Origin of the sequence: Wenyingzhuangia sp., assembly GCF_039768515.1 — a bacterium.
GTDB lineage: Bacteria > Bacteroidota > Bacteroidia > Flavobacteriales > Flavobacteriaceae > Wenyingzhuangia.
Genome location: NZ_JBDNAI010000082.1, coordinates 13,298 through 27,488, shown reverse-complemented (window position 1 = coordinate 27,488; position 14,191 = coordinate 13,298). Strand labels below are relative to the sequence as shown.

The window sequence follows — 14,191 nt, the reverse complement described above, 5'->3', positions numbered from 1 at the left end:
TTAAAATTTAAGATTTATTGCTAACCCTGTGTAATGATTTATTGATTGACCATCATTCATTAGTTTGGGGTTAAATGTTATTTTATCGGTAATATTAAATTGCAGCAAGTGTGCGTCTATACTGGCTTCTAAAATTTGTAAAACATACAAGCCAACAAAAGTTAACAAGGAGGTGTCTCTATTTCTTTTCAAAAAAGTTTGTGCTCTTTCTAGACTAGCATCAGTAAAAACATCATAAAACTCATCTTCTTTACCAGCGGCTCTTAGTTTGAATGCTTTTCGGTACCTTTTGTAAGCCTTACCGTTCAAGTCATAGTAATAGATACTGCTTGCCAAAGCTCCATAGACAATGGGTATTTTCCAGTAACGTTTGTTATAGGCTTGTCCTAGTCCTGGTAAAACAGCTGAATAGAAAGCAGCTTTGGCAGGGGTTAATGGATCAAAACTATCAGTGTCTTCTAAAAAAGTCTGACTATCCATTGAAAGCATGCTAGATTCTTTTTGCGAAAAACAAAGTTTGGTAGCTATTAATAATATGGCTATTGGTGTTTTATAGGTCACTGATATCTAATAAAGCTTTTATTTTATTGAAATCTTTTTCAGATGAAAATGAAATTGAGATCTTACCTTTACCATTAGCATTTGCACTAATGGCTACTTTTTGTCCAAAAAACCGATCAAACTTATCTTGGTTTTCATTGACAAAGGTAGGCATTGCTTTGGAAATAGATTTACTTGGTTTTTCTTTTTTTAGATTGGCAACCAAAGCTTCTGTTTGCCTGACAGACAACCCATCCTTCAGTATCTTTTCGTAAATTTCCAGTTGCTTGCTGGTTTGGTCTAAATTGATGATAGCTCTACCATGACCCATACTGACAAATCCATCTCTCATTCCTGTTTGGATAATGGGATCTAGTTTAAGTAAGCGAAGATAATTCGTAACTGTAGAGCGTTTTTTTCCAACACGACCCCCTAATTCTTCTTGTGTCAATTTGATATCATCAATCAATCGCTGGTAAGACAAAGCAACTTCTATTGGGTCTAAGTTTTTTCGTTGAATATTTTCTACCAATGCCATTTCTAGCATTTCTTGATCATTTGCCAAGCGAATATAGGCAGGAATGGTTTTGTTTCCAATCAGTTTTGAGGCTCTAAATCTTCTTTCTCCTGAGACCAATTGAAATTTATCTTGTACCCTGCGAACTGTAATGGGTTGTATTACTCCTAGGGTGCTGATGGAATTCGCTAATTCTTTTAGTTCTTCTTCATCAAAATAGGTTCTAGGTTGAAAAGGATTGACTTCTATTTGATCTAATCTTAGTTCTATGATGTTACCAACGATCTCAGTGGCTTTTTCATGATCAATTGAGCGAACAGTCATGTTGTTTTCTTTCAATAAAGCCGAAAGACCTCTTCCTAATGCTTGTTTTTTTGTTGCTTTTGCCATGTTTCTTAATTCTTTGTTATCACTTCGTTAGCAAGATTTATATAGTTAATGGCTCCTTTGCTTGTTGCATCGTAGGCAATAATGCTTTCTCCATAACTTGGAGCCTCTCCTAAACGAATGTTACGCTGTATGATCGTTTCAAAAACCATTTCATTGAAGTGCTTTTTTACTTCCTCTACAACCTGATTTGATAAGCGTAATCTCGAATCATACATTGTTAACAAGAGTCCCTCAATGTCCAATGATGGATTGTGTATTTTTTGAATGCTTTTGATTGTGTTTAGTAGTTTACCTAAACCCTCCAAAGCAAAATATTCACATTGTATTGGAATGATAACTGAGTTTGCTGCAGTTAAAGAATTTAGGGTGATTAATCCTAAAGATGGAGCACAATCAATAATGATGTAATCGTAAAGGTCAATTATAGGCTTTAGGCTTTCTTTTAACATATATTCTCTTTGCTCTTTGTCGACCAATTCAATTTCAATAGCAACCAAATCAATATGAGCGGGTATAATGTCTACGTTTGGGGAATTGGTTTGAAGGATCGCTTCTGCTGCTGTGCAAGTGTGTTCTAAAACCTCATAGCTACCTTTTTCAATATTCTCAATATCAATTCCTAATCCAGATGAAGCGTTCGCTTGTGGGTCTGCATCGATAATCAATACTTTTTTTTCTAAAACCCCTAGCGAAGCTGCCAAATTTACTGAAGTTGTCGTTTTACCCACTCCTCCTTTTTGATTAGCAATAGCAATAATTTTTCCCATTTAATAAATGTTGTTATTGTATACGTAAAAGTACAATTATTTGTTTGTTGACGAAAATTAAGATCTTCATTAATTTTGATCTGCTCACTACAATATAGTCATTTTTTTGTTTTTCAGCTCTGTTTTTGAAAACTCTATTTTTTATGAGGGATATTTTTTAGAATTGAGGTTAAAAATTTCCAAAACTTTAATGTTGAAGAGATACTCACTCTTTCATCTGGAGAGTGTGCCCCACGTATGGTTGGGCCAAACGAAACCATCTCCATTTTAGGGTAGTGTTTCCCAATGATTCCACATTCTAATCCAGCATGACAAGCATTGATGTTTGGTTTGCTGTCAAATAACTCATGATAAAGGTTTTCCATTGTTTTGATGATACTCGTATTTGGATCGGGATGCCATCCAGGATATGAACCCGTAGTAGTGACATCAAAACCTCCTAATTTAAGGCTAGAAGTTATCATATTTGTTAAGTCTTCTTTTTCACTTTCGATAGAAGATCTAGTTAGGCAGGCAATGGTAATGTTTCCATGGGCAACATTTACAGATGCTATATTGTTTGAGGTCGCAACCAAATCTCCAATATTAGGGTCCATGGTGAAAACACCATCATGGCATGCGTAAATAGTTTGTAGTAATACTGTTTGATCTTGGGGACTCATCCCTGTTTTGGTGATTTTAGATTTGGTTACATCAATATTCATATTTGGTTCTTTGGTGTGCCATTCTGTTAGGATTACCTCAGAAACCTTTTTTAATTTTTGTTTGAATTCTACTGGGTTTTCGATCGCTAAAACACATTCTGACTCACGGGGAATTGCATTGCGTAAATTACCACCATTTAAGGAAATGATTTGAAAGATTTCTGTTTTGTTAATTTCATACAACAGTCTAGTCATTAATTTATTTGCATTTCCAAGGCCTTTGATGATATCCATTCCAGAATGTCCTCCTTTTAAACCATTTAGAACAATTTTATAAAAAGAGTGACGCATGTTTGTATGGTTGGGGATGTATTTTTTTGTCCCGGTAATATCGATTCCTCCGGCGCAACCTATAGTTATTTCATCATCTTCTTCAGTATCCAAGTTTAAAAGTATGTCGCCAGAAATGTATCCGGGTTGCAATTCAAAAGCACCTGTCATGCCTGTCTCTTCGTCAATTGTAAAAAGCGCTTCTAATTCAGGATGCTCAATCGTTTTGCTTGCTAAAATACTCATGATGGCTGCAACTCCAATACCATTATCTGCTCCTAATGTGGTTCCTTTGGCTTTGACCCAGTCCCCATCAACGTACATTTGTATTCCTTGCTTGTTAAAGTCAAAAGCTGTGTTGTTGTTTTTTTGATGAACCATATCCAAGTGTGATTGGAGGGTTACTTTTTTTCTGTTTTCAAGACCTATAGTTGCAGGTTTTTTTATCAATACATTTAAAGATGTGTCTTGGTGTGTTTCTAATCCTAGATGGCGCCCAAAAGCAATCATTGCGTGAGAAATGGCTTTTTCTTTCTTAGAGGCTCTAGGAATGGAGTTGATAAAATCGAAATGAGCCCAAATTTCTTTAGGCTCTAGATATTGAAAGGGATTGTTCATTAGATTTCTATGATGGTTTCAGACATCGGTTTTCTTACTTTTTTCTCTTTGGCCATATAGTCATCGTTTGCTCTAAAGCCTACAGGTAATAAAAGAGCCGACTTTAAATTTTTTGTTTTCAAATTTAGCAGTTCATCAAATTTAGATGGGTTGAAGCCTTCCATAGGACAGGCATCTATTTTTTCTAAAGCGCACACTGTCATTAAATTCCCCAAAGCTATATAAGTTTGCTTTGTGAAACTATCGTGTTTCTCTGATTTGGTTTTCTTTTCAAAGTCACTTTTTAAGAAATCTTTAAAAGGTTTCAAGACTTCTGAAGGTGTGTTTCTTTCCTTTTCAACAAGATTAAAGTAGGCTTCGATATCGCTACTTTCAAAAGTATCGGAATGGCACAAAACCAACAAGTGAGATGCCTCTACTACTTGTTTTTGATTAAAAGCATGTGGCAGTAGCTCTTCTCTCAATTCTTTGTTCTCTATTATAACTAAGCTTAATGCCTGCAAACCGTAGGAGGTAGCAGTTAGATTAAAGCTTTCTTTGAGCGTTTGTAATTGTTCTTTTGATAACTTTTTAGCGCTGTCAAATTTTTTAGTTGCATATCGCCATTCTAGGCTTTCTATGATGTTCGTTTTCATTTGTTTTATTTTTTTACGAAAATAACTATTTATTTTTTAACTTATAGTCAAAATCTTAGATTCTAAAAAGCTATGAAAGAGTCTTTTTTACATTTGGTTTGGCAACAACAGTTGATCCAAAACAAAAAAATATACACAACAGAAGGAGAAGAATTAATCATTCACCACCCGGGAGAGGTTAATCTTCTTCAGGGTCCTGATTTTAGCAGTGCTATGATTGAGATTGCAAATCAAAAGTGGGCTGGGAACATTGAGATTCATCTAAAATCTTCTGATTGGTATGCGCATCAACATCAAAAAGATACAAGCTATAGCAATGTGATTCTTCATGTGGTTTTTGAACACGACATAGAGGTTTTTGATCTACAAAGCAATTCAGTTCCTACTTTAGAACTCAGCACATTAATAAAGGGTTCAGCCCTACAAAACTATAATGAATTGATGCAGCAATCTCAGTATTGGATATTTTGTGAAAACAAGATCAAAGCATTCGATACTTTCAAATGGCAGCATTGGATGGAGCGTTTATACGTAGAAAGATTAGAGCGAAAAGTAGGTGAAATTGAATTGATTTTTAACAAAACAAAACAAGACTGGGAGGCGACATTTTTTTTATTGTTGGCGAAGTCTTTTGGGGGAAATCTAAATGGAGCTATTTTTTTGAAGGCTTTTTCTCAAGTTGAGTTTATAGTAATTAGAAAGCAAATAGCTAATAATAAGACAGCATCGCTGTTGTTTGGATTGTTAGGTTTGTTGAAGGAGTCTTCTTTTGAAGATTTATATTGTCAAATCTTAAAGAAGCGTTTTGATGATCAAAGACAAAAATATCGATTGGAAGAATTCCCATTACCAAAATTGAATTTTTTTGGGTGTAGGCCACATAATTTTCCAACCATTAGATTGGCTCAGTTGATAGCTTTTTACGAAAAGCACAAAACAGTTTTTTCAAAGGTTTTAGGTTTGGGAGAAAACCTAAAGAGTTATCAGGATTTTTTTGACATTGAAATAGACGAATATTGGAAGACACACTATAACCTAGATAAGGTTTCGAAGAAATCGTCCAAAAAAATCAGTAAAAATTTTCTTGATTTGTTGTTGATGAATGTTGTTATACCATTCTTGTTTTTGTACGCAAAAAAAAAGGGTACTGATGAAAGTTATTTGTTAGACCTGATGTATCAAATTTCACCTGAAAAAAATAATATCGTTGCTAAATTTAGTGCGCTTGATGTAAAATCCAAATCTGCTTTAGAAACTCAAGCTTTGTTAACGTTAAAAAAGGAGTATTGTGACAAAGAACGATGCGCAGCGTGTGACTTAGGCGTTCATATTATCGCTTAGTCTTTTATTGTCAATCTCTCTAATTTTCACAGCTTGTGTCTATGCGATGAGTTTATTTAATATAACTTCGGGAATTTACTTGGATTTGCCTCGTGAAAGATTCTGTAAATTTCCTCAAAGATATCGTCGTGTGAAGGCTTTGAAAAATAATCACCATCACTTCCATATGCGGGCCTATGTTCTTTGGCGGATATACAAATTGGTTTGCTATCTAAATAACGATAAGCATTTTGTTCATCTATTACTTTTTGTAATATATAAGCAGAGGCTCCACCTGGAACGTCTTCGTCAATAATAGCGAGTCTGTTTGTTTTTGAAACACTGTTGGAAATGTGGTGGTCTAAGTCAAAAGGCATTAGACTTTGGACATCAACAACTTCTGCGTTTATGCCAACTTGGGCCAGTTCTTTTTGGGCAACTTCCATTACTATTTTTAGCGTGGAGCCATAAGAAACTAGAGTGATATCTGACCCTTCTTTGATGGTTTCGGAGTATCCGATAGGGGTGAGGAATTCTCCAAGATTGTTGGGCATTTCTTCTTTCAAACGGTATCCGTTTAGATTTTCTATGACAATACCAGGTTCGTCAGTTTGGAGTAAACTATTATAAAAGCCTGCTGCTTTGGTCATGTTTCTAGGCACCAACAAGTGAAGACCTCTTAAGCAACTAAGAATTAGTGCCATTGGTGATCCCGAATGCCAAATTCCTTCTAATCTATGTCCTCTTGTTCTGATGATTAAAGGAGCAGTTTGTTTTCCATAAGTTCGGTAACGCAAACAAGCCAAATCATCACTTAAAGTCTGAATAGCATACAATATATAGTCTAAATATTGAATTTCTGCAATAGGCCTCAACCCACGTAAAGCCATTCCTATTCCTTGTCCCATTATTGTCGCTTCTCTGATTCCAGTATCTGCTACACGCAGTACACCATATTTATCTTGCAAGTTTTCGAGTCCTTGGTTTACATCTCCAATTTTACCTGCATCTTCTCCAAAAATAAACAAGTTCTTGTGTTTTTTTAGCAGCGCATCAAAGTTGTCACGAATGATGACTCTTGCATCTACGATCTCCTTAGTTTCGTCATACGAAGGTTCAATTTCTACTATACTAGAGGCTCCTTTTCCGAAGTCGTTTAAAAGTTTGGAACTGTATTTTTCTTGAGCAATGGGTAGGTTTTTTTGCAGCCATTTTTGCAAGATAATTTTACTTGGGATATTTTCTTCTCGAATATAACTGAGTACTTTTCTTGCAGTACCATAGATGTCTTTGCGGTGAACTTCTGAACGGCTAGATTCAGCCATTTTATGGAGATCGTTCTTTAGCTTTTGGATAAAATTTTTGTTTATGCTTTCCTCACAAACAGTATTCAATACTGCATAGAGACTTTCCTCTTCTTCCTTTAAAGGTTTTAAAAAAGCTTCCCAAGCAATTCTTTTTGCTGCAGAGACTTCTTTTTTTGCTCTTTTTTCTATCGCAATTAATTCTTCTTCATTTTCTACAAATTTCAGTACGCTATCTTCAGTAGATAAATCGAAGTCAAGAATCCACTCACGCATCTTTTTATTACAGTCAAAATCTTTTTCCCATTCTAAACGCTCCTTACTTTTGTAGCGTTCGTGAGACCCAGATGTGGAATGACCTTGAGGTTGTGTCACTTCGGAAACGTGAATCATTACAGGAACATGTTCTTCTCTTGCTATTTGTGAAGCTTTGGTATACGCTTCAATAAGACTTGAGTAATCCCATCCTTTAACGTTAAATATTTCTATTCCTTTAGTATTTGTATCTCTTTGAAATCCTTTTAAGACTTCAGAAATGTTTTCTTTGGTTGTGTGGTGTTTTTGATGTACCGAAATACCATATTCATCATCCCAAATACTGGTGACCATAGGAATTTGAAGTACTCCAGCTGCGTTAATTGCTTCAAAGAAGTGCCCTTCACTTGTGCTTGCGTTTCCAATGGTTCCCCAGGCAACTTCGTTTCCATTTTTACTAAATTTATCATACCCTTTTTCTATAGATTTCTCTTGTCTGTATAGCTTAGAGGCATAGGCTAGTCCTACCAGACGGGGCATTTGTGCTGCGGTACAAGAGACATCAGAGGCTGTGTTGTATTGCTCAGATAAATTTTTCCATTCTCCTTTTTCATCTAAACTATGAGAAGCGAAATGACCTCCCATTTGTCTACCTGCAGCAAAAGGTTCATGTTTGATATCTGTGTGAGCATATAAGCCCGCAAAAAATTGTTGTGGGGTGAGTTCTCCCAAAGCCAACATAAACGTTTGGTCTCTGTAGTATCCGGATCTCCAGTCACCTTTTTCAAAGGCTTTGGCCATGGCAATTTGAGGGAGTTCTTTTCCATCACCGAAAATTCCAAATTTTGCTTTTCCTGTAAGGACTTCTTTTCGACCCATTAAACTACACTCACGACTGAGTACCGCGATATAGTAATCATTTAAAATTTCCTCTCTAAATTGATGAAAAGTAAGTTCTTGTTCGTTATTTGGGTCAACAGTTACAGGCATGTGTATGGCTATTTGCAAAGTTGCGAAGTTAAGTATTTATAGTGGGATAATAAAGTCACAAAAAATGGGTTACTTTAAAAGGCTAAAACAACTGTTGTTTGAAAAATCTAATTAGAGGTTGGGTTTTTAGAAGAATCGTAAATCGTACCTTTTTAAAATAATTTATATCTCGGGTTAAAAAACCTTCTTTATTGTATAAAGGGAAATGAATTTCGAAAAGGTTTGGAGCAAAGTTAAGTCGAATTCCTCCCTCATAATCAAAAACAGTGACTTCACTTTTGTTTTTTGACAACGAGATGTTGTTAAACGCTTCTACCCATCTTACAATTCCAATACTAGTATTGATACTTGTCAGCCATTGGTTAGAGAAACCAGATCCATTTTGAGTAACAAATCCTCCCTCTGCTCTGACATATTGCTGTGTCAGAAAACCACTACTTTCAGACCTCCCTAGATAGGGAAGTTCAAATAAGTAGTCATTAGCAGTGTGTTGGTTGAAACTAAAATAATCACTCATGGTAGTATTTCTCAAGAATAGTCCTCCAAAAAATCTAAATTCAACAGGGTGTTTTCTATTTGTCAAGTGCCTGTACCTAAAAAGGGTTGTTATCTTTGAAAACCTCGTGGCTATTTGGGTACTTAAATTAAACTTATAGTCATGAATTAGCTGATTTTTTCTAAAGTCATAACTTAGTTTTAACAATTGGTATTTGTCATCATCTGTTGCAATGGTATTTTTATTTACTTCTTTGTTGATTCCTAAAAAGCGAGCCGTAATTTTGTTGGTACCAAGGAATCGTATGTTTTTTTGTTTAAAGCTAACCTCTAAATAAGGTGAGATTACATTGTAATTTAAATTTTTTGTATAGTGATAATTACTACCGTTTATTCCTATCCTTGTTCGATAGATTCTTGTCTTCTCAGGATAAACAGCGTATGAAATGTTAAAGCCGCCAGTTAAACTCTTACTTGCTGTACTCAAAGTAGGCTTTAGTTTGTATTCGAAGTTTTTGGGGATGAACGCTTCGTTCTGTATGCCAATCCCTAGAATAATTCCATCATAATAATTATAGGACAGCTCAGGGTTTACAAACACTTCATTTGAGTTAGGATCATTCAAATCTTTTAATAATTTGATTTTTAATGGGCGTTCAAATAGTTTGGGTTTTGAGTTTTTCCAGTTGTTTCTTTTGTTTATTTCAGGATAATCATTAAGATAATTTAAAGTGATTTTATCGAAATGGTCATTTTTGATTGCAATTTTCTTGAGGTCAGTAAACCCATCTGTCCAGATTTTGCTTTTTACAATATTGTTTTTCAAGCCATAAATTGAAACAGGGGTCTTGATGCTTCTTTTGTTTTGGAGTGTTATGTAAACACTATCTTTTTCAAATGCTGCGCTGGCTATAGTATGATCTATTTTTTTGTTTGAATAGATCCATTCTTTCATGAACCAAGTAAGATCTTTTTTACTGTTTTTTTCTAAAACATGAATGAGGTTTTCAAGGTTGTTTTTTTTGTTGATGTTTTTATGGATGAATTCTTTTATTGATGCTTCCATAATTTCTTTACCAATGTATTGTTCCAAAAAAACAAACCCCAATCCCGATTTGTATGGCGTAATGATTTTTTTGTTATAATTGGATTGATTTTCCAACAGAGTCATAAGGCTTTGATCCAAGTTTTCCCTTGCTGTAATTTGGTGAACGATAGAAAATTTATCTGCAAATTTACTTTTGGCCAAATTCATAGATTTAAGTCCCCAAACTTTAGATAGACGTCCAATCATTGTTGCATCGGGGAAATAGTGGTCTAGATATTTGATAAACATATAGTTTTTTATCCCCTCGTTAAAAGCGTAATCTTTGTACTTGTTGCTCAAAATCATCTGATCTACATATTCAGAACTTATCGTTTTAAAAAACATCAGCTCCCAAGTAAAGTCTTCTTCAAATGGATGTAAAAATTTGGGTAAGTATTTCAATTCATAGATGGGGTTCTGATTGTAATTCTCTTTCTCAACTAGAATTTGTTTTCTAGGAAGATTGCCAAGATGTTTTTTTAAAAAAAACATCATTTGTTGTATTTTGTTCTTCTGGAAATCAATTTCAAAGTCTTCAGAGAAAAAGTCAGTTATAATTTTAGTTTTCTCATTTTCCAAAGTCAAATAGGGCCTTAAAAATGAGATGCTAATATCAGTATTCACTATATTTTTTCCATAGAGCTGATAATTTAAAACCTCACGCCCTATCGTTTTTTTTTGATGGAAATTACTATGAACCTGATAACCAATTGGAACTTTTATTTTAATGGTGTAATCAGTAGGTGGGTTGTATTGATAATTTAAATTTTTATGAGAATCTAAGATCCATCGATTTTCGTAAGGTGCAGGAGTGATATGCCAATCTTTTAAATAGTAATCGATATCTTTTTTACCATTTCCTGTGAATTTTGAATGTGGTATTTTGATCACATACCTCAGCGATAATCTGATATTCTCTCCGGGGTTTAATTTTTTATTGAGGTTTACCCGGATCAAATCCTCTTGTAGGGTAAGAGAGTGGTAGTTGAGGTTTTGATTTTTGTTTTTGATACTATTGACTTGAGAGTACCCTCTATCTTCATCTTTTGAAAAGTAAAAATCAGTTTTATAATCTTCTAACAATCTTTTGGCTAGTGGGGTTTTATCATTCTTATAGCTATTGGCCCAATTTCTTAAAATAACGGTTTTTAATGTATCTTGACTTGTGTTGTAGTAAGTAATGTGTTGGCTAATTTTTAGAATGTTTTTTTTAGAAAACAATTCAGCTTCTATCTCCATTTGATTATTTTGGCTGTAGAGATTTAGACTGATGAGAATGGAAAGTAGGGGTAGTAACTTCATTAATTTCTAATTCCTGTTTTGATAATGACGGGCAACGTATTCATTGTTTTTTAAAAATATAAAATTAAATATCAATCTTTATTCGTTAGCAATGGATTTGTTTTAGGTGAATCATAGCTCTTTTTTTAGGAATTGAGCAGTATGGCTTTTTTTATGTTTAGCAATTTCTTCGGGCGTTCCTTTGCATATAATTTTGCCTCCTCCTTTTCCTCCTTCGGGGCCAATATCAATAATGTGATCGGCAAGCTTAATCACATCCATATTGTGTTCAATAACTAAAACTGAGTTTCCTTTGTCAACTAATTTTTGGATGACATCCATCAATACTCGTATGTCTTCAAAGTGAAGTCCTGTAGTGGGTTCATCTAAAATATAAAAAGTATTCCCTGTATCTCTCTTAGACAATTCTGCTGCCAATTTGATACGTTGAGCTTCTCCTCCTGATAAAGTTGTCGATTGCTGACCTAGGGTAATGTAGCCTAAGCCTACCTCTTTTATGGTTTTTATTTTTCTGTGAATTTTAGGGATTTGATCAAAAAAGTCAACTCCTTGGTTGATGGTCATTTCTAAAACATCAGAAATAGATTTTCCTTTGTAGCGAATCTCTAAGGTTTCCCTATTGAATCGTTTTCCTTGACAAGTCTCGCAAGCAACATGTACGTCAGGTAAAAAATTCATCTCTATGACCCTCATTCCTCCTCCTTCACAAGTTTCACATCTTCCTCCTTTAACATTAAAAGAAAAACGTCCAGGCTTGTAACCCCTTATCATTGCTTCAGGAGTCTTGGCAAATAAGCTTCTTATTTCGTCAAATGTTTTGGTATAGGTAGCGGGGTTAGATCTTGGAGTTCTCCCAATAGGAGATTGATCAATATCGATAATTTTATCGATGTGTTCCATACCCTCAATACTCTTATACGGATGAGGTTTTTTTACTCCATTATAAATGTGTGCGTTTAAGATAGGATAGAGTGTTCCATTGATTAGTGTTGATTTTCCACTACCAGAAACTCCGGTAACACAAATTAATTTTCCGAGTGGAAAATGCGCCGTTACGTTTTTTAGATTATTTCCAGAAGCACCTTTGAGTATCAATTCTTTTCCGTTTCCTTCTCTACGTTTTGCAGGAACTTCAATCTGTTTTCTTCCGGTTAAATAGTCCGCTGTCAATGTTTCTACTTGTGCAAAAAGGTCGTAATTGCCTTCACTTACAATTTGCCCTCCATGTACTCCCGCACCAGGTCCGATATCTATAATGTGATCAGCACGTTCCATAATGTCCTTATCGTGCTCTACGACTAGGACAGAATTACCAACGTCACGTAATTGTTCTAATGAATTTATTAATTTTTCGTTATCTCGTTGGTGTAAACCAATACTTGGCTCATCAAGAATGTATAGAACACCTACCAACTGAGAGCCAATTTGAGTGGCCAATCGAATACGTTGTGCCTCACCACCGGATAAAGATTTAGAAGTTCTATTGAGTGTTAAATAATCTAATCCCACGTCAAGTAAAAACTGAATCCTAGTCTTTATTTCTTTGATAATCTCTGAACCAATAATCTTTTGTTTTGGACTTAGTTTATGATCGATTTTGGAGAACCAATCCCCAAGTTCTTTGATGTCCATGGATGTTAGTATCCCCAAGTCGTAACCGTCAATTTTAAAATAAAGGGATTCTTTGCGCAGACGACTACCTTCACATTTGTTACACGTCACCTCTTTCATAAAATCTTTTGCCCAGCGTTGGATACTTTTAGAATCTGTGTTTTGGTGTTGGTTTTTTATAAATGAAACAATTCCCTCGAAGTCTATTTGATAATTTTTTGTTACTCCTGCTACCTTCGCCTTGACTTCTATTTGATCTTTGCCCCCGTTTAGAATAATATCCATAGCTGTATCTGGAATTTTAGCAATGGGATCTTTTAGGTCAAATTGATAGGCATTAGCAATGGTTTCTATTTGTTTGAAAATCCAAGTTTTTTGTTGCTTACCTAGGGGTATAATTCCACCTTCTTTGATTGATATGCTACGATCTGGAATTATTTTTTTCAGTTCAATTTCTGCAACATTCCCTAATCCGTTGCATTTAGGACAAGCTCCTTTAGGAGAATTGAAAGAGAAGGAGTTAGGTTCTGGTAGCGGGTATGAAATTCCTGAGGTAGGGCACATCAATGCTCTACTAAAGTAACGTGCATTTTTCTCCTTAAATTTCATGACCATTAAAACTCCATCCCCTGCATACATTGCAGTTTTAATCGTTTCCTCCAAACGTTTTTCTTGTGATGAATTAATGATTAGTCTGTCTACAACAATTTCAATGTCATGGGTTTTGTAACGGTCTACTTTCATACCCTTGACGATCTCTAAAATCTCACCATCCACACGAACTTTTGTAAAGCCTTGTTTAGCAATTTGTTCAAACAATTCACGATAGTGACCCTTTCTAGACTTTACAACTGGAGCAAGAATTAACGTTTTTTCACCCTCGAAATCTTTTAGGATTAACTCCTTGATTTGTTCATCGGAATAACTCACCATTTTCTCATTGCTATGATAAGAATAAGCATCAGCCACGCGAGCGTAAAGCAAACGTAAAAAATCATAGATCTCCGTAATCGTTCCGACGGTTGATCTTGGACTTTTGTTGGTGGTTTTTTGTTCGATGGCAATGACTGGAGATAGGCCGTCAATTTTATCAACATCAGGTCTTTCTAAACCTCCTAAAAACTGACGCGCATATGCTGAGAAAGTTTCTATATATCGTCTTTGTCCTTCTGCGTAAATTGTGTCGAAGGCTAACGATGATTTTCCACTACCACTCAAACCAGTAATCACAACTAGTTTGTCTCGAGGAATTTTAACATCAATATTTTTTAAATTATGAGCTCTAGCTCCTAAAACTTCTATAGATTCGTTAGGTGTCATGTGTTTTTTCAAAAAGTCAAAGTTAAGACTTTTTTAGAGCCATTCGTAAAAGGATGAAAAGATTAA

General features: G+C 35.0%; 9 protein-coding genes. 1 reads left to right on the top strand and 8 read right to left on the bottom strand.

Annotated elements, in window-relative coordinates; translation table 11 throughout:
• From ABF281_RS04950 to ABF281_RS04930, 5 genes are all read right to left on the bottom strand, one after another.
• The gene (locus tag ABF281_RS04950; protein WP_347180579.1) at window positions 1–480 is read right to left on the bottom strand and encodes a DUF5683 domain-containing protein; all 480 of its coding nucleotides are present in this window, start codon (window positions 478–480) and stop codon (window positions 1–3) included.
• 70 nt (window positions 481–550) lie between these two features.
• On the bottom strand, window positions 551–1,447 hold the full coding sequence (locus ABF281_RS04945) for a ParB/RepB/Spo0J family partition protein (protein WP_347180578.1): 897 nt from the start codon (window positions 1,445–1,447) through the stop codon (window positions 551–553).
• 5 nt (window positions 1,448–1,452) lie between these two features.
• Complete coding sequence (locus ABF281_RS04940; protein WP_347180577.1) at window positions 1,453–2,214, bottom strand: AAA family ATPase; 762 nt, start codon at window positions 2,212–2,214, stop codon at window positions 1,453–1,455.
• 134 nt (window positions 2,215–2,348) lie between these two features.
• Window positions 2,349–3,806, bottom strand: coding sequence for an aminoacyl-histidine dipeptidase (locus ABF281_RS04935; RefSeq protein WP_347180576.1), 1,458 nt, complete (start codon window positions 3,804–3,806; stop codon window positions 2,349–2,351).
• Entirely contained in the window at window positions 3,806–4,441 is a 636-nt protein-coding gene (locus tag ABF281_RS04930) for an NAD(P)H-dependent oxidoreductase (protein WP_347180575.1), read from the bottom strand. The genes ABF281_RS04935 and ABF281_RS04930 overlap by 1 nt, the downstream gene beginning before the upstream one ends.
• A 72-nt stretch (window positions 4,442–4,513) precedes the next feature.
• On the opposite strand from ABF281_RS04930, the gene ABF281_RS04925 reads away from it, so the two are divergent.
• Window positions 4,514–5,782 (top strand): DUF2851 family protein, encoded by a 1,269-nt coding sequence (locus ABF281_RS04925; protein WP_347180574.1) that lies wholly within the window; start codon window positions 4,514–4,516, stop codon window positions 5,780–5,782.
• Between the two features lie 56 nt (window positions 5,783–5,838).
• On the opposite strand, the gene ABF281_RS04920 is transcribed toward ABF281_RS04925, so the two are convergent.
• From ABF281_RS04920 to uvrA, 3 genes are all read right to left on the bottom strand, one after another.
• Window positions 5,839–8,310 carry a thiamine pyrophosphate-dependent enzyme gene (locus tag ABF281_RS04920; protein ID WP_347180573.1) on the bottom strand — a complete coding sequence of 824 codons (2,472 nt, stop codon included), beginning with the start codon at window positions 8,308–8,310 and terminating at the stop codon, window positions 5,839–5,841.
• An 82-nt stretch (window positions 8,311–8,392) separates the two neighbouring features.
• The gene (locus tag ABF281_RS04915; protein ID WP_347180572.1) at window positions 8,393–11,194 is read right to left on the bottom strand and encodes a M1 family aminopeptidase; all 2,802 of its coding nucleotides are present in this window, start codon (window positions 11,192–11,194) and stop codon (window positions 8,393–8,395) included.
• A gap of 111 nt (window positions 11,195–11,305) precedes the next feature.
• Window positions 11,306–14,125 (bottom strand): excinuclease ABC subunit UvrA, encoded by a 2,820-nt coding sequence (gene uvrA / locus ABF281_RS04910; protein WP_347180571.1) that lies wholly within the window; start codon window positions 14,123–14,125, stop codon window positions 11,306–11,308.
• Between the last annotated feature and the right edge of the window lie 66 nt (window positions 14,126–14,191).